14 protein-coding genes are annotated in these 23,752 nt (G+C 47.7%); 8 read left to right on the top strand and 6 right to left on the bottom strand.

Going from position 1 to position 23,752, the window contains the following annotated elements:
* Window positions 1–50 precede the first annotated feature (50 nt).
* On the top strand, window positions 51–470 hold the full coding sequence (locus ACO05E_RS00070) for a DUF3429 domain-containing protein (protein WP_419810966.1): 420 nt from the start codon (window positions 51–53) through the stop codon (window positions 468–470).
* Here ACO05E_RS00070 and ACO05E_RS00065 read toward each other — a convergent pair.
* The 3 genes from ACO05E_RS00065 to purB all read right to left on the bottom strand — a co-directional run bounded on the left by ACO05E_RS00065 (window position 467) and on the right by purB (window position 4,250).
* Window positions 467–1,387, bottom strand: a complete 921-nt coding sequence (locus tag ACO05E_RS00065; protein WP_419810965.1) for a GNAT family N-acetyltransferase — start codon at window positions 1,385–1,387, stop codon at window positions 467–469. The genes ACO05E_RS00070 and ACO05E_RS00065 overlap by 4 nt on opposite strands.
* Before the next feature lie 11 nt (window positions 1,388–1,398).
* Window positions 1,399–2,568: a cupin domain-containing protein gene (locus ACO05E_RS00060; RefSeq protein WP_419810964.1), complete on the bottom strand. Its 1,170-nt coding sequence runs from the start codon at window positions 2,566–2,568 to the stop codon at window positions 1,399–1,401.
* 314 nt (window positions 2,569–2,882) lie between these two features.
* A complete protein-coding gene (gene purB, locus ACO05E_RS00055) occupies window positions 2,883–4,250 on the bottom strand; it encodes an adenylosuccinate lyase (RefSeq protein WP_419813637.1) in 1,368 nt (455 codons plus the stop codon).
* A 164-nt stretch (window positions 4,251–4,414) separates the two neighbouring features.
* Here purB and ACO05E_RS00050 point away from each other — a divergent pair, with 164 nt between their 5' ends.
* Window positions 4,415–4,996, top strand: a complete 582-nt coding sequence (locus tag ACO05E_RS00050) for a DedA family protein (protein ID WP_419810963.1) — start codon at window positions 4,415–4,417, stop codon at window positions 4,994–4,996.
* Between the two features lie 67 nt (window positions 4,997–5,063).
* On the opposite strand, the gene ACO05E_RS00045 is transcribed toward ACO05E_RS00050, so the two are convergent.
* Both ACO05E_RS00045 and ACO05E_RS00040 read right to left on the bottom strand, forming a co-directional pair.
* Window positions 5,064–5,702, bottom strand: a complete 639-nt coding sequence (locus tag ACO05E_RS00045; RefSeq protein WP_419810962.1) for a hypothetical protein — start codon at window positions 5,700–5,702, stop codon at window positions 5,064–5,066.
* Window positions 5,703–5,773: 71 nt separating this feature from the next.
* Window positions 5,774–6,610: a 6-carboxytetrahydropterin synthase gene (locus ACO05E_RS00040; RefSeq protein WP_419810961.1), complete on the bottom strand. Its 837-nt coding sequence runs from the start codon at window positions 6,608–6,610 to the stop codon at window positions 5,774–5,776.
* A gap of 234 nt (window positions 6,611–6,844) precedes the next feature.
* On the opposite strand from ACO05E_RS00040, the gene ACO05E_RS00035 reads away from it, so the two are divergent.
* Window positions 6,845–9,847 carry a hypothetical protein gene (locus ACO05E_RS00035; RefSeq protein WP_419810960.1) on the top strand — a complete coding sequence of 1,001 codons (3,003 nt, stop codon included), beginning with the start codon at window positions 6,845–6,847 and terminating at the stop codon, window positions 9,845–9,847.
* 106 nt (window positions 9,848–9,953) lie between these two features.
* Here the strand turns inward: ACO05E_RS00035 and ACO05E_RS00030 are convergent, their stop codons facing one another.
* Complete coding sequence (locus ACO05E_RS00030; RefSeq protein WP_419810959.1) at window positions 9,954–10,163, bottom strand: hypothetical protein; 210 nt, start codon at window positions 10,161–10,163, stop codon at window positions 9,954–9,956.
* A gap of 306 nt (window positions 10,164–10,469) precedes the next feature.
* On the opposite strand from ACO05E_RS00030, the gene ACO05E_RS00025 reads away from it, so the two are divergent.
* The 5 genes from ACO05E_RS00025 to ACO05E_RS00005 all read left to right on the top strand — a co-directional run bounded on the left by ACO05E_RS00025 (window position 10,470) and on the right by ACO05E_RS00005 (window position 19,682).
* Window positions 10,470–12,647: a malate synthase G gene (locus ACO05E_RS00025; RefSeq protein ID WP_419810958.1), complete on the top strand. Its 2,178-nt coding sequence runs from the start codon at window positions 10,470–10,472 to the stop codon at window positions 12,645–12,647.
* Window positions 12,648–12,750: 103 nt separating this feature from the next.
* Window positions 12,751–16,146 carry a hypothetical protein gene (locus tag ACO05E_RS00020; protein ID WP_419810957.1) on the top strand — a complete coding sequence of 1,132 codons (3,396 nt, stop codon included), beginning with the start codon at window positions 12,751–12,753 and terminating at the stop codon, window positions 16,144–16,146.
* A gap of 21 nt (window positions 16,147–16,167) precedes the next feature.
* Window positions 16,168–17,250 carry a hypothetical protein gene (locus ACO05E_RS00015; protein ID WP_419810956.1) on the top strand — a complete coding sequence of 361 codons (1,083 nt, stop codon included), beginning with the start codon at window positions 16,168–16,170 and terminating at the stop codon, window positions 17,248–17,250.
* 79 nt (window positions 17,251–17,329) lie between these two features.
* On the top strand, window positions 17,330–18,922 hold the full coding sequence (locus ACO05E_RS00010; protein WP_419810955.1) for an ExeA family protein: 1,593 nt from the start codon (window positions 17,330–17,332) through the stop codon (window positions 18,920–18,922).
* A gap of 1 nt (window position 18,923) precedes the next feature.
* Window positions 18,924–19,682, top strand: a complete 759-nt coding sequence (locus tag ACO05E_RS00005; protein ID WP_419810954.1) for a general secretion pathway protein GspB — start codon at window positions 18,924–18,926, stop codon at window positions 19,680–19,682.
* Window positions 19,683–23,752 lie beyond the last annotated feature (4,070 nt).

The raw sequence follows: 23,752 nt of genomic DNA, 5'->3' as shown, positions 1-23,752 counted from the left end.
ACGTGGCGATCGTAAAAGTAAAGCTAAGAGTACAACATAAGAGCAAGTATATGATGTTAACAACGGTGACTGAGAGACTGGGGTATGCTGGTTTAATTCCATTTGTTGGCTGTGGTCTCGCAGTTTATTTGGACATTGCAGACGCGAGTGGTCTCTTCCAGCTTTATTCGCTGGTTATCCTGGCTTTTATGGCGGGGGCTTGTTGGGGAGTTGTGCAAGCTGGTTCCGACGCGCCGGAGTCATCGCCACAGGTATGGTCAATTGCCATTTGCCTATGGGGGGTGCTGGCGTACTTTATGCCATACGCTCTGTCTTTGGTAATGTTGTTAGTCGCTTTTCTTGCCTTGCTGTGGCTGGAGAGGAGCCCTCTCTTTCAAGGTGCTTATTCACCCAGCTATAAAAAACTGCGGTTAATTCTGACCGTTGTTGTCTCGTTGATGCATATGTGGGTTATTAGTATCACTATTTAAATTCTGAATTGCCGGGCTTCGCGTGTTGGTCGTGCCGTGCGCCATAAATCAGCAAATTCGCGTTTGTGGCGGATGGTAATCACACGGTTGTTAAAGCAGGCCTTAACGTGTGGGCCGTTGATAAGTAAATAGCCATCCGGATCAAATAAAGCGCCATGGAATTTAAGACCTTGGTGTACCCGAAGTGTGATGCGGCTGCTGATGCGGTTGCTTAACTGAATCAGGGGATGGTCGCTGATACCTGGATATTCATGGCTGATTAGCAAGTCAATCTGGCGCCGGTTAGAGCTGCGCAGATAGCGTTTGATGGAGTCTAATGTTCCCTGTGATGACCACATAGGATGCTGTAGCTCAGTAATGCCAATAAATAATTTACGCGGTTTTTGTTGGCAGGCAATCTGAAATAAGCCTTCAATGGCTGCTGCGTTGTCCAGCTGATACAGCTCTGTATCTTTACCCATTTCAAAGATGGAAGAGGACGTTGTTGCGCCGCGGCTAACCACTTTGGTCATGGTCAGGTGTGGAATATTGGCATCCCAGAAAAACTCAACCTGAGGGGTAAAGCCATTGTGAAGGTAAAAGTTATAAGCCTGTGCTTGCACAGAGGCTTTTAGCTGGCGCCCTTGGTGTTCACGTTGATAGTAATCACCCAGAGCGCGAATCAGGCGCGAGCCCCAGTGGTTGTGTCTGTGCTCGACTAGTACAGCCATGCGGCCAAAATAACCATCTTTAAACAAACGGGCGCAACCGACTGGGCGCTTGCCGTCAAAAGCAATAAAGTGTGTGGCCTGAGAGTCTTTATCATCCCATTCTTCGTCGGCCGGGACCCCTTGTTCTTCGACAAAAACTTTCTGGCGAATATCTCTCAGTATGTTGCGATAACTTTGATCCGACCAGTCGACCACTTTAACTTCCAACAGTCTGCTCCTTATTCTTGTATGTACAGCAGTTGTTGAGCCCAGAGTGTTTGCAGCAGAGATTGGCCGTTATTGGTCACGGCAAGTTGCACCAGTTTCTCTGTCTCATAATGTCCATAATCACTCAGATATACGACTAATGGCAAGTCATTCTGGTCTAGTTCAATGGAATGACCCTGATAGAAAAACTCACAGATGTTTGTGTTCTGGCTGTAAGCAAAGCGGGCAAATTCTGACTTATGAATGTCTGGTGATTGTGCCAGTAACTCACTCAGTTGATTCCAGCTGGGCTGTTCCTGGGCTTCTGGCTGATGCTCCGGGTATTTGGCTTCGGTCATGAGCTTGCCCAAAATGCGTTGGCAAGTGGTATCGTCTTTCAGGGCGGCTTTCAGGGTGTTGCGTAATCGCTGCGCGGCTTGTGAATCGATCAGACCGGGTGATTTCAGTGGTTGTAGGTCTGGGTCCTGATAACGTTGATCTTCATCGGCACTGACCAGAATTTCATCCAATGTTGCCTGGGCCAGTTCCAGTTGCGAGGGTGCACGAAAGCCGATGGAGTAGGTCATGCACTCGCCGCGGGCAATGCCGTGATGTGCCAGTTGAGGTGGCAGATACAGCATGTCACCCGGGTTCAGTACCCAGCTTTCGGTTTCATCAAACTGCTCCAGAACACGGATTTGAGGGCCTTGTTGAAACGGAGTTTGCTCATTGCACATCTGGCCGATGGACCACTCGCGCTGGCCTTCGGCCTGTAACAAAAACACATCGTATTGATCGTAATGTGGGCCAACATTGCCGCCGTCGACGGCGTAGCTGATCATCAGGTCGTCGATGCGCCAGGAAGGAATAAAGCGGAAGTGTTCGAGTAGCTCTGCTGCTTCTGGAATCCACTGGTCAACGCCCTGAATCAGCAGTGTCCATTTGTTTTCAGGAAGAGAGCGGAAGTCTTCTTCACTGAATGGCCCGCGCTTTAGTTGCCAGGGGCCACTGTCTTTGTCGCCGGGGATGCCATCTTCAATGATCAGGCGGGATTCAATTTCTTGTTCCAGGCTGAGTCCCGCTAATTCATCGGCGGGTAATAAGGGTTCAAAGTCAGGCCAGGCGTTGCGGATCAGAACGGGCTGTTTTTGCCAGTAGTCGCGCAGGAATTCTTCAATGGATAAATGACCTAGGACGTGCATAGAGTTAGCCTCTCAGGATTTCAAATCCCACAAATATGGCTTTCTTTAGCCGTCGCCCCGAAGGGACATCCCTGTCCCTGCCGGGCGAACGCGACATCCTGTCGCTGCTAAAAAGAAAGCCATATCTGCGGAATTTAAAACTAGCAGTGGGCTGTTTGTTCGAGAGCAGCAACATGGATGTTGCGGTAGGATCTAAGGCCATGGATGGCCTACAGATCCTGCGGCAGAACAAATTGCCAGTTGCTAGTTGGGGTGTTGTTCAACAAAAAAAGCCCCGACGAATCAGGGCTTTTACCGTTCACTTCAGCAAATGTTTAAACAGCTTTTGCCTGCGCTGCCGCATTACCAATATAAGCTGCTGGGGTCATGGCGTTCAGCTCATCTTTCACTGCTTGTGGCAGTTCCAGGCTGGCAATAAAGTCGCCCATGGCATCCTGAGTGATGGCTTTGCCACGAGTAAAGGCTTTCAGCTTCTCATATGGCTGTTCGATGCCATAGCGACGCATCACGGTTTGAATTGGCTCAGCCAGTACTTCCCAAGCGTTGTTTAAATCTTCAGCTAAACGCTGTTCGTTGACTTCCAGCTTGCTGATGCCTTTCATGGTTGCGGCATAAGCAATCAGGCTATAACCAGCACCAACACCCATGTTGCGCAGTACGGTAGAGTCCGTCAGGTCACGCTGCCAGCGAGAGATTGGCAGTTTTTGCGCCATATGTGCCAGAACCGCATTGGCCAAACCCAGGTTGCCTTCGGAGTTTTCGAAGTCGATTGGGTTAACTTTATGCGGCATGGTGGAAGAGCCCACTTCGCCAGCAATGGTCTTCTGCTTGAAATAACCGTTAGAGATGTAAGCCCAGATATCGCGGTCGAAGTCGATCACAATGGTGTTGAAGCGAGCAATCGCATCAAACAGCTCAGCGATGTAATCGTGTGGCTCGATTTGAGTGGTGTACGGGTTCCAGCTAATGCCTAAAGAAGTAACAAATTCTTCGGCATTCGCCTGCCAGTCAACATCCGGGTAAGCCGAAATATGAGCGTTGTAGTTACCAACTGCGCCATTGATTTTACCCAGCATCTGCACGTCTTCGATCTGTTTGATCTGACGTTCCAGACGAGCCACGACATTGGCCATCTCTTTACCCAGAGTTGAAGGAGAGGCTGTTTGGCCGTGAGTACGCGAGAGCATAGGCAGCTCGGCGTGCTCGTGTGCGAGTGCACGGATAGCGTTGGCGATTTCACGCATCGCTGGCAGTAATACCTCATCACGACCGGCGCGCAGCATGATGGCGTGTGACAGGTTATTGATGTCTTCAGAAGTGCAAGCGAAATGAACAAACTCATTAACCTTGTTCAGTTCTTCGTTATCTGCAAACTTTTCTTTAATAAAGTATTCAACCGCTTTTACGTCGTGGTTGGTCGTCGCTTCGATATCTTTGATGCGTTGTGCATCAGCCTCGCTGAAATCGCTGACGATGGCATCCAGCTGAGCCTGAGTTTCAGCAGAAAAAGCCGGTACTTCGCTAATGGCTTCGTGCGCAGCAAGACGCTGCAACCAGCGGATTTCTACTTCAACCCGGGCGCGAATCAGACCATATTCAGAAAAAATCGGGCGCAGAGCGGCGGTTTTGCTGCCGTAGCGACCATCAATAGGAGAAATTGCAGTTAACGCAGACAGTTCCAATGAGGTGGACATACGTAATCTCAACGAGGCAGTGAATGAAAAGGCGCAAGATTCTAACGGATTTTTACACTGAACTCAGCTGTTGCAGCAAAATTCTCTGTCATTATTTCGACGTACAAAGGTGATAAACTGGCCTTGTTGTTACTTATTGAATGTCTGTTTTTATGCTTGATTCACTTTTAACTTACTCCAGTCACCCAGCCTGGATCATCCTGATCATCATTGTTTCCACCTTTATGCTGGAAGATCTGGCCATTATTGGCGCAGCGTTGCTTGCTGCCAGTGGTAAGGTTGCACCCGAAGTCGCGTTTGCCGCAACGTGTTTAGGGATGTTTATCGGCGACAGTGCTTTGTATCTGTTTGGCCGGGCTGCACACTTTTCACCATGGCTGGCGAAGCGCTTTCAGCACGATATGATTCAGCGTCAGGTAACACCACTGCAGAAAGCGCCATGGCATCAGCTGGCACTAATTCGCTGTATGCCGGGTTTGCGCACCTTTGGTTATATTGCTTGTGGATTAGCCAAAGTGCCGGGCTGGACCTTCACCATTGCCAATGTGGTATCAATCTGGGTGTGGGCTGCCGCTATTTTTAGTGTGGCTTATGTGTTTGGTAAGCAATACGCCGACACGATGGCGGAGTGGTTGTGGTGGCTGCTGCCAGTGGCGTTGATTGTTTTTGTTCTGGGGCAGCGCAAGCTGCGCCAGAATATGGAAGAAGAGGGGCTTGAAAGTACTCAGGCGTAAAAATGATACTTCTTCTTGGAATCATGCAGCTCGATTAGTTTTCTAATAGAGCTGCATAAATGATTATTTATTGTTTGAAAAGTGGAGCGCTGTCAATCTCGCTTGGGTAGCCATCAATGCCGTCATTCTCACCACCTGTAAATAACTGGTTGCCATTCACAAATGTGATATCACGCAGTATGGGTTGCTGGAATGGATTAAACTCCTGACACGCTGAAATATTATAAGCTACGTTGGCACGCCAATCCGTAAAGCCACAAGCTCTGTCTTCATTCAGTGCATTAGCAATTTCTGAAGAGGTTGGCATCATTGAAACAGAACTAATGGTGTGTTCAATGGTATTTGCAGTCATGCCTGAGGCTAATAATTTATTGCCGGTAACCTCGTAGCCTGTTTCCACGGCAATCTGTAATCCAAAGCCTGTGCATGAGGGACTGGCGTAGGCACCGGATGAAAGGCGTGCATTGGATGAGGTAAATTCGGCCACAATATTAATGAAAACGCCTTCCGAGGCATCAAACAGGCAGCTGGATTTCCAGGTTCCCTGCATTTGGTTAGGTGTGCCAGTATCTGCTAAAGGTGCTGTTGTGTTAACAACTCTGTTGCTGTTGTCTGAATTGCCACCACCTCCGCCTCCACCACCGCAAGCGGTCAGTGCTGAAATAGTGATGAGGACTAGTGCGGACTGTTTTTGAGCAAACTGCATGATGCTTCCTTGTTATATATTAAACGATCGTTATTGTATCATTTTAGTTGATAGAGTTGTGAATTTAACGGTTAGATAATGGCAATGGCGCCTTTGTTAACACCTTCAAAAGCTTGTGCTTTTACAGTGGAATCGGGGTGTTGTTGCTTAATCGCCTGAGCCAGATGATTAGCAATAAACTCGACCGTTGTGTCAGTGTTCATCAGGTAACAATGGTCTTGTGGCATCCATAACTCGAATTCACCTTGCTGGGCAATATAGCGATAATGAATCTCGCCGTTGGCTTGTGACACAATATCTTCCTCACTGCCCAGATAAATATCGGCCCACTGTTGTGCCCATTGTTGTTCCAGCCCGGCTGAGCGATGGTTGTCGAGGAAAATTTTGATGCGTGAACGGTGACCATGAGCAATACGCTGGCAGTTGCCATCGTGCTTTTTCAGGCCGTGGCTGTAGTGGTAAAAAGCACCGTCGATGGCTTCAGCTTCAAAGCTCAGATTTAATTGCTCAACGTTGACCGGAAAGAAGGGGCGTAGTTGTTCGCGGCACCACTCTGCAACGGATTCGGCATTAATTGCTTCTGCATCCACTAGCGCAACCGCTTGTCTGGGCGCTTTCATGCGCAGGGTTTTGCCATCAGCGTATTGCCAGCTCATATTAATGCGGTCACCTTCCAGGGTGTAGTGCAGATTCGGGCTTTTGATCGGCAGCAATAAACGGTGATCAACATCGTCATCCAGCCAATTGCGCAGCACTTTTTTCACTATGCCAAAATCACAAATCATGCCTTGCTCATCAAGTGCACCATCCAGTAGGGCTGATGCCCACCAGGTTTCACCCACCATGCCACGCTGGGCATCCAGGTAGCTGAAATCGACATTGGTTAACTGATCAACAAATAATTGCATAAGGCCTCCGGAAAGCGGCAGGCATTCTAGCCAAAAAGCCCTGGTCTGTTAACACTGCAGCAAGGCTTCTGACCAGTCAGACAGAATAATTTCAGGTATTTACTAAACCTTACGGCACGAAGAGCAAACACACGGAAATAAACCCTGTTATGATAGCGGCCATTTTATGTATCTGTGCCCTTGGCTGACACCTGATTGTCGGCGGAATTACAAATAGGATGGTTTAGAGACGTTATGCAAAAACATGGGTTAATGCCTGCTGCCGTTATTTTGATGGCAACACTGGTTGCGGGCTGTAGTGATGATTCGGATAGTGGCTCGACGATCACCACCTTAGATATTAATGTTCAGGTGAATCAGGAAGATATTCAATTCGGACTGGTGCGTTCTCAACTGATTACCGATGCGGGTTTGCCGTCAGCCGATTTTGAATTGCAGCCCATTGTTGCCTCTGTTGAAGCCAATAACGAAGGCCTGGCGACTATTCCAATTCCGGAAACGGATATTCATCAGTTTCAGTTAACTGGGCGTGAAGCCGATGATTCCCGCGGTGTTACGGGTACAACACGCACCTGTCAATGGGTTGAAGGCTGTGCCAATAACGTGGCTTTTGGCGCTACGCACCCGGTGACCACAGGTATGGACTGGCGCACGGTTGCGTTTGGCTTGCAGGATAATGAACACGTTCGCTTAACACCGCTGACCGAACTGGCGGCAGAGTTGGGTATACAGCTCGTCTACAATGAAACCTTCCAGGGTGACAGCAACCTCGGTATTCCGGGTCAGCAAAATGTCTGGACGGAAACCGGTTTCTACTCGCCCAATTCGGTGGTGCAATCGGTCTCTCAGGTGAGTCGGTTATTTGATATTGATGATATTCAGACCCGTGAGCCGGCGGACTTAACTCAGATTAATGAGTGGGCGACGGTGAACACCGGCGCAGCGTTATATTCAATTCGTTACGGCGCGATTCTGGCGGCCTGGCAGAAGCTTTCTCAGGACTATGTAGCCGCTAACCCGGCAGCGGGAACCTTTGCTCAGGCCGTTGCGGCGGATCTGGTGGCTAATGATGGTCAATTGCTACAGTCCGGCAGCTCGCAAACCACATCACTGGCGCAGATCTACACGCTGGCTGCCGATAACCTGAAAAAAATTGAAGGTGTGAATGCCGAAGTCACCGCTTTTATCAGCTCCGTTGTTAATTCACTGGAAGCTGAAGTCGCTGAGTTGAATAACAATTCAGAACAATTAACTGACATCCGGCCGGAAGCCTTGTCGAATCTGTTAGGCCAAAGCACGCTGAATGATATTGAGCTGGGTATTGAACGCTCTAAAGCCTTCCTGGAGCTGTTGCTGCCGGGCAATGGTAACACCGGCTTTTTTGAAGAAGGTTATCAAGAACGTATCGTTGCCTATCGTGATGAATTACGTCAGATCGGTACGGATCAGCAAGATAACTTTAATACTATTGTGCAGTCCTTTGTCCTGACGCGTCAGCTGTATATTGAATGTTTGTTGGCGAATGGTGCTTGTCCGACTCATGAAGGTGAAGCGGGTTGGGAATGGCTGCAATCGGCCAGCTTCAGTAACAATGTACTGACGATTAACGATGGCGCGATTGTGGTGTCTCAGGCAGTTGCTGATGTGAACCCATCCGATGCAGACGATAATCCAACCCAGTCACAGGGGATTGACCTGCTGATTAAGGGCACTTACCAGCATAACGAACTGACGTTTGTGGTTGATCATACCTACACTGACGAAGATGAGCGTGACGAAATTTTAATTCCGGCCGGTATTCGTATTTTCTATCCGCAAGCGGTGTCTGAGATACAAGATCCAGAAGTGATGGAAGAAATCGCTTATGAAATCCGTTGGGCAGACTTTACCTTCTCTGCAAACGAAGGGCAGAGCGATGAATTTGAGCTGGAAGGTGCCTTCAGTCAGTTTTATCGGGGCGTGTTAAACCCGGACCTGGATGCTGACGACAGTGGTAATGAACGTCGTTTTAATATTGAAACCATTACCTTGCGTGGTCGTATTTCCGATCAGATTGGTGATGACGATGCGAATGATGATGACATTACCACGCTGAGTGTGTCTGCTCGTTCGTTAAATGCCGATACCTTTTATCCGGAACTGAAGTTTGCTTCCTTTAATGGCTTCTTATCAGAGCGCACTAATCCGGCACACCCGGATGGCAGTGTTGAAAATGATCTGGTGATGTACCGCTTTGGCCAGGAACAGCTGCAGGTGCAGATAGCAGACTATTTCGACTTTATTGTGCCTCTGGGTGAGTCCGTGCGATATCGCTTCCTGCCAACCCGTTCGGTTGAAGATGATACTGATCTGGATGAAGATGGCGACCGTGATGACTTTGTTATCACCCACGACTTTGAGCGCTGTACGCTGGAAAAAAATCAGCAGGGTGAATGGCTGGTTGACCGTTGTGATGGCCGTCGGCGTTTGTTAGGCGAACGTGATATTCAGCAATCTCTGAATGACTTGTGGGAAGTGGGTGAGTTGTCCCGTGTGAATATTGATAATCGTGGTACTTACTTTGTTGAATGGCCAGCGGTTCAGAATCCGGATAATCAGCAGTGTCTGATTCTGGATGAAGTCAGCGGCAGCAATAGCATGAGTGGTACCTTATATGCACCGGTTGTACTGGGACTTAACTCATTGCGTTTTACTACTGAAATTTCGCTGGATGATAACGATGACAACACCAGTGATCCGCGCACTTTGCTGGATGCTTCCCTGTTGTTATCAACACCGGACGAATATCAGGTTAATGCGGCCTTGTCGCATGATTACAGTGCCATTGATAGCAGTAGTGGCTTAAACCTGGGCACTGGTGATGGTCTGGATCGGGTGTTGATCAGCTACGATACCCGCGGTGATATCGCTGACTCAGGCAGTGTTACCATCTTCAAGGATGGTGTTTCTCTGACATTGGATGATGGCACCGAAGAGACGGTTGATAGCACATTGGTTGCTTCGGTACGCCAGCTCAGCAGTGCCATGCCGTTGCCGTATAAGTTTGTCAGCGACCGGGAAGGTAATTTTGATCGCTGTGTATTACGTAATGAAGCCGAGTTTAATGATGTCTCAACGCTGGAAGACGCAATCATTCCGATCAATTTCCGTGGCGTGGTGTACGGCCAGATTCGCCAGGAAAATGGTGTTTGGGTAGCACGCTTTGTGAACGGAGAATTTATCACGGTTGGTGGTTGATTCTCCCTTGCTTTAGAAATGCATAAATCTGCATCTCTCCAATAGATTGCTAATTAGAAGCCTCTTATTTGTTCTGAATAAGGGGCTTCTTTTATATTAATCCCTGTTAAATCGTCAGGCCCGGTGCAATATGATTGGGCAGCTTGACGACCGTGCTGGGTCGATCGGTTACCTTGCCGGTCAGCCAGGTGTGTTTTTCTCCGGTTAAGCCAGACTTAATTTTTTCTATTTTCCCGCCATGTTTAAGAAAACGTTTGATGTCTTCCTCCAGCTCTTGTTGGCGTTGCTCTGCGGGTGCTTGTTTCTTGTTACTCATACATGACCTCTCAGAATTCATACATGATGTATCTTTTGTGTATAAGTATTGTATAGATAATATATGCAAAGAGAAAAGTATGAAAATGTCAGGCTTGTGCCGGGTAGTGGAGGTTTGGTGTCATGCCTTTTAAAACGGGATGAATATTGCTCATATTTATGCGCCTTATCCCCGACATTAATCTGGCTTATAGCCGATAACGGTGTCGAAAGGTATACTTCGGCCACTTTATATTGAGCCTGCTTAGCGGGCTTTATGGAAACGGATGCTGCTTGTCAGTATCCATTATCAATTTGAGGCTTAATCATGACTGCATACGTTCAGAAGGGTGGCATCCAGGTCGCTCAGGAACTGTACGACTTCATCAACGACAAAGCGATTCCAGGCACCGGCGTTGACGCTGACAAGTTCTGGGCAGATTTTGACACCATCGCAAACGAACTGGCTCCTAAGAACAAAGCGCTGCTGGCTAAGCGTGACGATCTGCAGGCTAAAATCGATGCGTACCACAGCGAACGTCGCGGTCAGGCTTTAAACTTCCCGGAATACAAAGCATTCCTGCAGGAAATTGGTTACCTGCTGCCAGAAGGTGAAGACTTCGCAGCAACCACGGTTAACGTTGAGCCAGAAATCGCTCAAATGGCTGGCCCTCAGCTGGTTGTGCCTATCATGAATGCTCGTTTTGCTCTGAACGCTTCTAACGCGCGTTGGGGCTCTCTGTACGATGCTCTGTACGGCACCAAAGCGATTTCTGAAGAAGATGGCGCAACCAAAGGCCCGGGTTACAACCAGGTTCGTGGCGATAAAGTGATTGCTTATGGCCGTGATTTCCTGAACGAAGCCGCGCCTCTGGCCGCTGGCAGCCACGTAGACAGCACTAACTACGCGATCGAAGGCGGCAAGCTGGTTGTGACGCTGAAAGACGGTTCTGTGACTGGTCTGAAAGACGAAGAGAAACTGCAAGGTTTCACCGGTGATGCGAGCGCACCGACCGGTATCCTGCTGAAAAACAACGGTCTGCGTTTTGAAATTCAAATCGATGCCAGCAGCAACATTGGTGCATCCGATGCTGCCAGCGTGAAAGACATCCTGATGGAATCGGCTCTGACCACCATTATGGACTGTGAAGACTCGGTTGCCTGTGTTGATGGCGCCGATAAAGTGATTGCTTATGGCAACTGGTTAGGTCTGATGAAAGGTGACCTGGCTGAAGAAGTGTCTAAAGGCGGTAACACCTTCACCCGTACCATGAACGCTGACCGTGAGTACACCGGTTTAGACGGCGAAACTTTCTCTGTGAAAGGTCGTTCTATGCTGTTCGTACGTAACGTAGGTCACCTGATGACTAACCCGGCAATCCTGCTGGCTGACGGTTCTGAAGTACCGGAAGGCATTATGGATGGCATGATGACCACTCTGATCGCGATCCACGACCTGAAAGGTAATGCACCGTTCCAGAACTCAACCACGGGTTCGGTAAACATCGTTAAGCCTAAGATGCACGGTCCTGAAGAAGTTGCGTTCGCGAACGAACTGTTCGGTCGTGTTGAAGATGCACTGGGTCTGCCACGCTTCACTATGAAGATGGGTATCATGGACGAAGAGCGTCGTACTACTGTTAACCTGAAAGAGTGTATCCGTGCTGCCAAAGACCGTGTTGTATTTATCAACACTGGCTTCTTAGACCGTACCGGTGACGAGCTGCACACTTCTATGCTGGCAGGCCCATTTGTTGCGAAAACTGTGATGAAGCAACAAACCTGGATCAACGCTTACGAAGACTGGAACGTAGACACAGGTCTGGAAACGTCTCTGTCTGGTCGCGCGCAAATCGGTAAAGGCATGTGGCCGATCCCGGATGAGATGGGCATGATGATGGAGCAGAAGATTGGCCATCCTAAAGCCGGTGCTAACACCGCTTGGGTTCCATCGCCAACTGCAGCCACTCTGCACGCTATGCATTACCACAAAGTAGACGTATTCGCGGTACAGGAAGAGCTGAAGCAGCGTGAACACGCTAACGTTGACGATATCCTGACTGTGCCTCTGATGAGCCAGGAAGAAGCTGATGCGCTGACGCCAGAGTTCATCCAGAACGAAATCGACAACAACTGTCAGGGTATCCTGGGTTACGTTGTTCGCTGGGTTGACCAGGGTGTTGGCTGTTCTAAAGTGCCAGACATCAACAACGTTGGCCTGATGGAAGACCGTGCAACTCTGCGTATCTCTTCTCAGCACGTCGCTAACTGGTTGGAGCACGGTATCTGTACTCAGGAACAGGTTGAAGACAGCCTGAAGCGTATGGCGGCCGTTGTAGATGGTCAGAACGCGAACGATCCTGCTTACATCGCCATGGCGCCAAACTTTGATGGCATTGCGTTTAAGGCAGCTTCTGACCTGATCTTCAAAGGTAAAGAGCAGCCAAGTGGTTACACTGAGCCACTGTTGCACGCTTACCGTCTGAAATTCAAAGCAGCTAACTAATATGTAAAGCTACGAAAAAACCCGGCACCTGCCGGGTTTTTTTATGTTTTTTATCAGGATGACGGTGTAAAGTGAGGGCAATAAAAAATACAGAATAATAATTATGTTCCGATCTCACCAAGGCGCACTGAGCCGCGTTTCGTTGTTGGCTGTCAGCAGTCTGTTTCTTGCTACCCTGTCCGGGTGTAGCGGTAATTCCTCCAGTAGTCGCTCCTCTTCAGGCAACCAGTCGGTTGAACGGGTAAGTGGTTATGTTGGCGCTGCCAATATCACCAAAGCCAGTATTCAGGCCGTGCCCATTACTAATCAGGGTCAGCCTGAAGTGGAAGTGGGTCAGGATAATGAAGTGTCGTTCGCTGGGGTTAAAACCACCTCGACACCGCTTGGCGCTTATCAGGCCGTTATTGCCAATGAACGGATAGGTTATCCAACGGCTTTAATTGCTTCTCCGGTTGAAGGCACCACGGTATTGCGTTGTGAATCGGTTGCCGGCTGTGATGGGGTTGCGTATCAGGGCAGTGTGTCGCTGGGTGACGATTTTGAATACCGGGCCCTGGTCACGGATATTGCCGCCAATATGGCGATTAATATTAACTGGCTGACTCATGTTGCCAATGCGTATGCGTTTACGGCGTATATCGATACCACGGATGATGGCATTAATAATCCGGATACCCCTCAGGAAGGTGTCTACAACCGTTATCGTATTGATCTGGCTAATAAGCAGATTTCAGCCATCTTCACCGTGCCGGATATTATTTCGGTGCAGCCGATTGCACCGTCTCAGGTTGCTGAAACCACTTCGCTGAATCTGGCGCTGCAAGAGCAGGGAATTTATCTGGGGGCGTTGTTATCGTCGATCCAGCGACTGAAGCCAGCACAACAGAGTTATAACCAGTTTTTAAATGGCATTATTGAAGAGGTGAATCTGCGTCAGGCGTCCTGGCTGATGAAGCGTGCTGACGGTCAGAGTGGTGTCGCTTTATACGATGTTTTCAGTGCGGCACAGGCAATGCTGAGCGAGAATATTGAATTCTTGCGCAATCAGGGTCGTCAGGTGCCGGCGATTGCGGATCGGGTAGTGGCGACACTGGCGAACCGGGTGGCAGTACTGGAAAACCGCGAAGGCGAATATCTGCCTGCGCCACAAATCGAATTATCCGAATCGGCTCAGAATGAATTTAACCGCATCAGCGAAGCAAAATTCTTTATTCAGGATCTGAATGATCGCTTCCTGAACTTTACCGGGCAGGATGCTGATAAACCTTCGTTTGTTGATCGTGAGTATGTCGGACACGTCAATCGTTATATCAATGATGTGAATGTTGCGTTGAGAACCACGTCTCCGGATCTGATGAAAAGCTTTGCCACTCTGCGTGATGGTATTAGCTATTACGCTTCGGTATTGAATGGCGCGCCGGATGCTAATAACCCGCTGGCACTGGCAGGGCGTGTTCAGGTTGAGCGCATTCAGTTGCCCGACAATGAGGGGATTGAAGATGAAGCCGGTGTCTCGGATAAGCTGGCCATTCTTTCGGGTAATGAAAAGCTCTACCTTAGTCTGGTAGGCGATGACAATACGCCACGACAACCGGAAGACGGGCAGTTCTTCCTGTTTCGCCTGTATATTGAAGGGGTGCTTCAGGAAGGTGATACCCGCTTTGAGTTTAATGTTGGTAACGACAGCAATAACCGTCAGACTAAACCTTTTATTGAAGTCGAATATGAAGAAGACTTTGCGACCTTGCCGCCTTTTACGGCCGCAGAACCACTGACCTATCAATTAATCTGGCCTGAGGTGAAAAGTACCAAGGCGGGTGGTGAAACAAACTACGATCTGACTCAGTTGTTTGAAGCCGAGCTGGTGGGTATTTCTGATCCTCTGCAACCGGATAGTGAATTCCGTTATAACGCCAAATCACTGCGTTACCGTCTGTTAACTGATGGCCCTGAGCTGAATAGCCCGGCTGATCCGGAGGATGTACTGCGTGATTCTGCTGAAGGGGTGGTAACCCTGACATCCTCATCCTGGAGTCTTTATTATCCGGAAAATAAATGGCCATCGGTGAGTGATTATCTGACTTTCCGTCCGGGTTTTGATGTCACCCAGCAGGAAGATGCCGTGTTCCGTTATTTTGCGGCGACAGAAACTATGGGTGATTCGGTAATCAATTATATTGACGTGTTATCACTCGATAATGGCGGCGATGTGCAACAGGCACAGCGTTATCGCCAATATCCGGACAACAGCGATGCTACCTTGTTCGCTATGCAGCGCTGTGAGCTCGATGTTGCAGATATTAATAACCCGGTTGTGGGTGCTTGTGATGCCCCGCAGGATCGCAAAGAACCTGCACCAGCAGGAGTTACTGCCGCTGTTGTTGAGCAACTGGCACAAAAACTGGCGCGCAATATTTATCCGCTGGCCGGGCGTGGCCACTATCGGATTGCGTTCCCAACCGCCGCTTCCGGTGTGATCGCGACACTGGCACAAAATCGTTGGGTTGAGCTTAAAGGACGGGTTGTGCGTTTGGATGCTGGCTTATTTGAGTATCAATCCGGTGAAGAAACACCAGAAGGGGCTGATACCAGCAATGAGTACCTCGATATTGTATTAAAAGACGAGAACGGCGAGCCTGCTATTTTACAACGCTATCGTCTGCTGTTGATTGATGGTGAGAATGAACGATATAACCTGCAACGTTGTGCATTAACTCTGAATAGCGGCAATCGTGAGGTCAGTGGTTGTGATGCTCAGATTGAAGTCAGTGGTGAGCCGTCGCTGCAGAACATGCTCAGCACGCTGTCGGACTTGTCGTTTATTGTGCCCGGACGTGGCAGCTATCAGATGCAGCTGAATAAACAATATGACGTTGTTAACGACGTGGAAGTGGCAAGTGTAACGGACTTTCAGGCCAATACTGCCGTTACCCTTGATGGTACTTTAGTAGCTCCGATCAGCCTGGGGGTGGACCTGTTAACCGTGCGTCTGGCCGCTGATTTACACAACCGCAATAGTGGGCAGGAGCAGGAAAAAATTGGCCCGCTGATTATTGATGCCAACCTGAAAGTGCTGGCTGAAGATGCGTACGATGTTGCCCTGAGCTTTGGTTATGACTATCAGTATCTGGTGGATATTGTGCCAACCGGTGAAGACGCCCAGAGCTTTTATATCGCTTACCAGACAGGCCTGGTTGGCAATGGCGCGCCACAGGAAATTGGCAGCTTTCTGGTATTCCGGGGCGGTGTTTCTATTGCCGGAGGAGAGCCTGAAAGTATCGGTGTGTTTGCCACCAGTATTGCAGAATATGAGTTAACCGAAGAAAATACCGGCGAAACCGCCTGTGCTGTGGCTAATCGTGATCAGAATGTGAACGACTGCGATACCGTTGCCTATATTGGCTACAAGGGCTCATTGATGGCCATTGTCCGGGAAGAGCGCGATGACGTATTTGTTGCCCGCTTTTTTAACGGTGACTTTGTGATTCTGGGGCAATAAGTAAATTTTCAGATCTTTATTATGTTGAAACATATCTGCCTGTTGGTGCTGACACTTAATCTGATGTCAGCACCTGTTTTCGGGCTTGAGACAAGTGAACTCCGAAACCTGGATGCACACCACAATAACTCGGTATTCAGTGGCTTTTCGATTGAAGCCAGCGCTGAGCCGGTTCCCATTTCCGATATGATTTCTGGCTGGGATGGCCCGTTTCAGCCGGGTGAATACGCCTATGGTGATGGCCGTATTTTCTTTGGCGTTGAGTATCAGGGCTGGACGCTGAAGCGTGAACAGCGCTGGTATTATTATCTCGAATTTTCTGAACAGACTTCCCGTACATTTAACGCGTTGGAGCGTGGTACCGATGTGGGTGCCGGTGGCGTTGACCTGGAAGCCTGGTCATTTGAATCTTACGGCTTTTCATTGGCAAAAGTATTTACCCCGCTGGAGAATCTGGTTATCGAGCCTGAGCTGGCTCTGTACCGGGTTGGGCATTATCAGTTTGGTACGCTGAAGGGTTTTACCGAGAGTGGTACTAATGAAGACGACCTGAAAGCGTCCGCAATTCTTGATTATCACTTTGACGAAGACAAAATTCTTGAATTTGATGGTGATCAGGACAAGGGCCAGGGTATCTCTCTGAATACCCGGATTGCCTATCAATTTAATCCGCAGTGGTCGGTGGATGTCCTGTTGCTGGATCTCTGGAATCAACAAAAGTTTGATCAGGCCTTGTTTACCGAAGGCTGTATCGAATTCAGTAACCCCGACAACCCGGTGTGTGATGCCATTGGTGTGAGTAGTGGGCGCTCCGGGGTTGAATCATTTTCTACCTCGATTCCGGTCACGCTGGACTCGGCCGTTTATTATCAGCCCTGGGATACTCAGGTGTCCTATTTTCATCATGGTCGCTATCGTCGCTTCGGTGTCGAAAAATTCTGGCAGCTGGGCAGCCAGCGTTTCTCAATTGTTGGTTACTCTGACAAGCAAGTGGGTATTGGCTGGCAAAGCCTGTGGCATAGTCTGGAATTATCGGCGGATGAAACCGAAGCCGCCCGTATCCGGGATTTACGTGCATCACTTACGCTGCGCTTTCCATGGTAAATCCGGGAACTGAATTACCGGGTAAAATCCGCTATGATTCGCCGATATTAATTATTGGCTGTGACCTCCCTGTACCGGCATGTATCTCGAACACTTTGGCCTGACCCGCTTTCCTTTCAGTATCGCCCCCGATCCTGACTTTTTGTTTCCCACTCAGGGGCATCAGGAAGCACTGGCGCATCTGCACTATGCCTTTACCGGCATGAGTGGTTTGATGTGCCTGACCGGAGAAGTTGGCACCGGTAAAACAACCCTGTGCCGGACCTTTATTAATGCCGCGCCAGACAGTGTTCATATTGCTTATATTTTTAACCCGCAGTTATCGCCGGTTGAGCTGTTGCAATCCATTTGTGATGAGCTGGGACTGAGTTACCCGGCGGATGCTTCGTTAAAATCCTTGTATCAGATTCTCAATCATCGTCTGCTGGAGTTGTACAGTCAGGGTGACAAAGTTATTTGTGTGATCGACGAAGCGCAGGTGATGCCAGCTCCGTTACTGGAGCAGATCCGGCTTCTTACCAATCTTGAGACCAGCAAAGAAAAGCTGCTGTCATTGATTCTGGTAGGGCAGCCGGAACTGAATGAACTATTGAGCCGACACGATCTGCGCCAGTTGAATCAACGTATTACCGCTCGTTTTCATCTAAAACACCTGACGCTTGCGGAAGCGCGTGATTATGCCCGTTATCGGGTGCGACAGGCCGGTTCTGAACAAGACTTATTTCATGACAAAGCCATTGCCTACTTGTGGAAGGTCAGTCAGGGCGTGCCCCGAATTCTGAATACCTTATGCGACCGGGCATTGCTGGGAGCTTATGCTCAGGGGCGCGATCAGGTAGATCTGGGGCTGGCTAAAGGCGCGGAGCAGGAAGTGCTGCCTGGCTCAGGCGCTTCTCAGGTGTCAGCTGGGCTTAATCAAAACCACAACCATAGCCAGATTAGGGCAGCCAGTGGCACTCAGCGTCAGGGGTTTTTTACTGTATTTCTGGCCGTGCTACTGGGCGTTATTCTGGGAGCAGGCACCCTGTTAGCGGTTAATACACCGTCCAACCAGAAACTGTCTCTGGATACCGTGGTCGATTTATTTCAGCCTGCTGCCGCAACACCGGATACGCCGCTGGCCTTGTTGACGCAACATTGGTCTCAACCCGTACCCCGTTGTGAGCAGCTCAGTGTTGATGAGCCTCAGTGTTTATGGGTCGATTGGTCTCTCAGCAGTCTGCAACGCCTTGGTTTGCCGGTGGTGATTAAACAACAGGTGTATGGTTCGGATGCTGCACCCCAATGGCAGCTGATCGAGCAGTTTTCTGTCCGTCAGGGTAAGTATCTGAATGAGGCGCTGGTGTTATGGCAGGTGCCGCAGGGTTACGAGGGTATTATTCGCCCGGGCGAGCAATCGGATGTTATTTTCTGGGTGCGTGAACAATTGGGTTCGGCCTGGGGAGCCGATTGGCAGGTAATTGCGCCTTCAGGCTCCAGCGCTATTCCCAGGAGCAATGTTTACGATCCGATTCTGGCGCAGCAAGTATTCGATTTTCAGCAACAGCAGGGCTTAAAGGCCGATAAAATATTGGGGCCGCGAACGTTGATCGCCTTACAGCAACAAGAAGAGCAGCAACAAGACAAGCTGCAAAAAGACAAATTGCCAGGCAGTGCCGGGGAGGGGAGATAATATGTCGTATATTCTCGATGCCCTGAAGAAATCCGAACAAGAGCGCCAGCAGCTGAATCCTCAATCCGGCGCAACCAACGGCCTGATTAATCCTGAATGGCAGCAGACTACGTCAACATCAACACCGTCTTCGACTTTGTTACCCGGGTTGATTCTGGGTGCGTTGATGGCTTTGCTGGTGGCGGCCGGTGTTTGGGTTTTTCAGGATGACGAGGTGGCGTTGCAGACTCCGGTGGCAGAGCCGGTGTCATTAAAGTCAGTGCAATCAAAGTTAGTGCAATTAGAACCTATTCAATCAGAGCAACAGAAGGAAGCTGTCGTTGCCACCACGGATTTGTCATCTCAGGTTGAACCAGTGTTGGCTAAAGCCGTACCTGTTAAGACCACATCCATTAAGACAGAGCCGGTTAAGACCGTTACTAACACTGAGGTTAAAGCAGAGGGGGAACCAGTTTCCGCTGTTCAGGCAGCCCCAGCCCAGGTAACTCCAGCCTCAAGCCCAAACGTGACTCGTTCGCAACGTACCTTGCCACCGTTATCGGTATTAAGAACGGTGCCGGACTTAATTATTACTGGCCATATTTACAGCTCAATGCCAGACAAACGCAGTGTCAGTATGAACGGTCACGAATGGTCAGAAGGTGACTATGTGAATGGCAATCTGTTTATCAAAGAAATTACCCCCGACGGCATTATTGTCGATGTGGATGGCTGGAGCCTGCCGCTGAAACGTAATAAAGGCTGGCAAGCCATTCAATAATCCGGCTGACTTAAGACTATGCTGCAAAAAGAAACCAAAGAGCGCATTCAGGCCTTATACCGTGAATGCATACTACTTCCCCACCGACGCAGCACCACAGTTTCTTTAGAAACTACCCCTTCATACCTTGTATGTAGTTTCAGAATTTTTATCGGTTTAAATTAAGGCTATTCGAGTCGCCTTTTACGTGATGTAATCCTTAGCAGTAGCTAGGAATGATTATGTATTATTCTCGCATTTTGATTGGTTCTTGCCTATGATCTATTAGAGGACAGACGCACGATTGACGTCACCATCAGCTTTTTATGCGAATAAAGTTTGATTCTTTATTGCTGGCGAGATTTAGCGAGGCAGCATACTATTCTTGACATTAGCCAAAAAAACCAAAATTTGAATGTAAGATCGGAAGCATGCGCAGTCGATTGTGGTGGGTTATGTCTATTATCCGGGGTATTGATACCCGAAATAACGTCACGTACAGGTGATGGAAGGGAATCCTTTTACAGTCACAGCCTTCTACTCGAGTACTTTTCCAGTGGGTCGTCATTGATCATCATTCAACCGTATATGTTCAGTCTTTGACCACCGAGTCAAATTGTTCTTCAACTTCTTCAACCTTTGAGTGAAGAGAAAATCAGTTCCCGAGCTAGACCACGAGCAGTCGTCCTTATTTCCTCAGAGTCGCGCACGACGAGTGAAATTATTATTTTATGCAAATTAGTGGTGAAAACGGGGCGTGTCACGCAATCGCGCGCTCAACTGTGTCATTGAAAAATAAGAGACTGTTCCCAGTCTATTCTCAAGCACGACAATAAATTTAAATTGACATTTGTTCAACTACGCTTGGCCTCCCACGCAAACGTTCTTACGGGGTTTTCACTCTTTTGCTGAAAAGGAGCCAGAAATTTGAGAACAGAAGTTTAAATTCAAAGAATGAAGTGACATGCCATTATTTTGAAATTATCCATTTGCTTATAAAATAGTAACGCCTGCGACACATACTAAAGATATGCACACCTTTTTTTGCTTTTTAAATATTCACGCACATTTCCGGTATCCTCTTTCTTTAAAAATTTGCAGCTGTTTTAAAAAAAAATACCAGTTACTGCTCCCAGTTTTCACGCCAGGGTCCACCAGCACTCACTTTCTCACTGAAACTCCTAGTTATATAAAACAAATAGATTCCATGTTGCCGTGCGTCTGTTCAGTAAAAGATCACAGAAGACGTCAAAATGTGGTAAGAACATCAGTGACACACTCGGCTATCGCCCCGTATGCCACCTTTTTGTTCTTCCCACATATTTGTGGAATGTAAGATCGGAAGCACAGCCTTCGAGTCACGTACTTTTCCAGTGGGTCGTCATTGATCATCATTCAACCGTACCATCATGTTCAGTTTGAACCTCTTACATTTGACCGCCGAGTCAAATTGTTCTTCAACGTCTTCAACCGTTGAGCGAAAAGAAAATCACTTCTCGAGATAGACCACGAGCAGTCGTCCTTCTTTAGCCACGCACGACGGGTGAAATTATTAGTTTTAATGCAAATCAGTGGTAAAAACGAGGCGTGTCACGCAATCGCGCGCTCTGCTATGTCAAAGACAAATAAGAGACTCTCAAGCACGCCAATAAACTTAAATTGTCGTTTGCTCAACTACGCTCAGCGTTTCTCAAAAGGTAACTATTTCGCTGAAAAGGGGCCAGAAATTTCAGAAGAACAGAAGTTTAAATTCAAAAAATGAACTGACATGTCGTTGTTTTGAAATTATCCCTTTGCTTATAAAATAGTAACGCCTGCCGATATGCACACCTTTATTCGTTCTTTTAATAGTTTCAGGCACATTTCCGGTACCCTCTTGCTTCAAAAATTTGCAGCTGTTTTAAAAAAAAATACCAGTCACTGCCTCCCAGTTTCCACGCCAGCACTCACTTTCACACTGAAACTCCTAGTTAATAATAATAATATAATCACTTTATTTAACTTTCATGCTTACAGTAGGTGCCCCAGAAATTGAATAATGAATATGTAGTTGACCACTCCCCTAGGGGCTTCAGGTGTCAATGAACAACACTTTGTGGGGGACTTTGCCAGACTGCCTTTATTGCCCAAGTTTACAAATTATCTTAGTTGAATAACAAGTAGTTTACACAGGTGCCTCTACAACAGAATGAGTTAGTGACCACCACACCGGGGACTATTTCCCCTACTCTTCTTACAGTGTGTGGGTTCTTTAATCATCCAGCACAAGAGTGGTCACAATGTTGCCCTGTGATGACGAATATCGTTGTCGATAAGAGTACAGACAAAGAAAAGACAAAGCCTTTATTCCAAAATGACTGCCGAGTGATAAAGCACGATCAGTGTTTGTATTTTGGAGTTTTACAGTACTAGCTTCGTTTGATTGTCATAAAGCAGGAGCGCATTTTTTTCCTTTTTAACAAAAATTAAAATAACTTTATTCAGGTATCTCCTAAATATCCTGCGCCCATAATTTCTGGTATAATTTTTAGTGAAACTTACGTTTTGTTAATGTTGATAAATGTTGTAGCGCAATCTTTACCGCGCGAAAGTAGTTGGGGACCGCTAAGAATGTATTCCTGAAAAGCAATGTGAGAAAACAAAGCACATGATCAACAGCAGCAAAACGTTTGACCACACGCCACCGTAATTCCCTCCTTTCTGAGTAAGCTTATTAAATGCGCAAAATGAGGGAAAGAGACAATGACAACTTTCTTGAAGCTGTATAAAGGAACCCCGGAACAAAAGGGGACCATGCAACTGGAAAAGGCGACGCCAATATTCAGATTCAGTTCTCACCCTCTACGTTTTTTCAAAACCGAGACGGCAAACTTCACTACGCGATTGAGGGCTGAGATACCTAAAGTTTAACTAGAGAAGAGACTAGAAACACAACAACTTGACGAATTCAGCTTCTCCAATTTAATGTAGTAAACTTTAGACTGGCCACCGTGTAAAGCTGTTTTTAGTCGCAGAAGGAAAACAGAATTTCTTTGAAAATTCCACAGAAAACGTAAAGACAGCACTCCCCGAATATTACCTGAAAGTGATGGGTCAAATCTGGTTATTGACGAGCGAATATCAGTCAGCTGTACCAGTGCGATACAGGTCCGCACAGCCTTCTTTTAGGAACAAAGGAAAGATGCTCACAGTGAGCAAAATCGTAGTTTACATAGAAATATGCAAGAGGACAATAGTTGAACGGAATTTAACAAAAAAAAAAAACTTATTATTGGCAATTTAAAGAATTACTGGAGATTGTGCAAATGCCATATCAATTAACGGAAAACCAACAACACTTAACTGATTAGAGTGTAATGTGAAGTGCTAGTTTTTTACCCCATATGAATCATGTGAGCGTTAGCCCTACTAATGGAAATGGGCCCACACAAGGAAAGAGATTGGGTTAGATCACCGCTGCTCTACCGACTGAGCTACAAGGTCAGACGGGAGCAGGCCGTGGGAACTGAAGATGTTAAAGTCACTAGCACTTCCAGGAGCACTTCACATTACACTCTAATCAGGTAAGTCTGTTCAAATATAAGTGCTAAACGGCCAACGTTTGCAAGAACGTAATCCTTCCTTGTACTTGCAACAATAACACTGCCTCTCCAAGCGGAAAGCGCGCCAGATAACACCGATTATTATTGCCAAATCGCTGCATATTTTTACCAAAAGGGAAACCCTTCATTCCTAATAGGACGCAGACACAATCCGTCTGTTTAATCATAAAAATATATATATTTAAGGAAATTTATGAGATTCACAACAGGATTCCTCTCATAACTTCTGAAATCAGAAGACACTGGATTTTTCCCGAGTAAGCCAGAGATCATAGAAAACTCATAATGGATTATCCACTTCATGTCATCATAATAGGCTCAATCCCATGAGCATTTTAATTTGTGTTGCCTTACATTCTATTTGAAGAAAACAGATGCGACACTGATGCAACTTACAGCAATTTGGGGAGTAATGTTCGAGAGGCAATGAGAAAAAGCCCAGTGATGCAGGATTTCCTTTCCTCAAAAAGTCCGTGCAACTTGCAAAGC

This window comes from Bacterioplanoides sp., assembly GCF_965226395.1.
Taxonomy (GTDB): Bacteria; Pseudomonadota; Gammaproteobacteria; order Pseudomonadales; family Oceanobacteraceae; genus Bacterioplanoides.
The sequence above is the reverse complement of the archived record's forward strand: the minus strand, read 5'-3'. Positions and strand labels throughout refer to the sequence as shown.

Bases quoted from the DNA above. Each gene is read 5' to 3' on its own strand.
- ACO05E_RS00005 (WP_419810954.1), top strand. From the start codon at position 18,924: ATGTCGTATATTCTCGATGCCCTGAAGAAATCCGAACAAGAGCGCCAG.
- ACO05E_RS00015 (WP_419810956.1), top strand. From the start codon at position 16,168: ATGTTGAAACATATCTGCCTGTTGGTGCTGACACTTAATCTGATGTCA.
- ACO05E_RS00020 (WP_419810957.1), top strand. From the start codon at position 12,751: ATGTTCCGATCTCACCAAGGCGCACTGAGCCGCGTTTCGTTGTTGGCT.
- ACO05E_RS00060 (WP_419810964.1), bottom strand. From the start codon at position 2,568: ATGCACGTCCTAGGTCATTTATCCATTGAAGAATTCCTGCGCGACTAC.
- ACO05E_RS00030 (WP_419810959.1), bottom strand. From the start codon at position 10,163: ATGAGTAACAAGAAACAAGCACCCGCAGAGCAACGCCAACAAGAGCTG.
- ACO05E_RS00010 (WP_419810955.1), top strand. From the start codon at position 17,330: ATGTATCTCGAACACTTTGGCCTGACCCGCTTTCCTTTCAGTATCGCC.
- ACO05E_RS00040 (WP_419810961.1), bottom strand. From the start codon at position 6,610: ATGCAATTATTTGTTGATCAGTTAACCAATGTCGATTTCAGCTACCTG.
- ACO05E_RS00050 (WP_419810963.1), top strand. From the start codon at position 4,415: ATGCTTGATTCACTTTTAACTTACTCCAGTCACCCAGCCTGGATCATC.
- ACO05E_RS00070 (WP_419810966.1), top strand. From the start codon at position 51: ATGATGTTAACAACGGTGACTGAGAGACTGGGGTATGCTGGTTTAATT.
- ACO05E_RS00045 (WP_419810962.1), bottom strand. From the start codon at position 5,702: ATGCAGTTTGCTCAAAAACAGTCCGCACTAGTCCTCATCACTATTTCA.
- ACO05E_RS00035 (WP_419810960.1), top strand. From the start codon at position 6,845: ATGCAAAAACATGGGTTAATGCCTGCTGCCGTTATTTTGATGGCAACA.
- ACO05E_RS00025 (WP_419810958.1), top strand. From the start codon at position 10,470: ATGACTGCATACGTTCAGAAGGGTGGCATCCAGGTCGCTCAGGAACTG.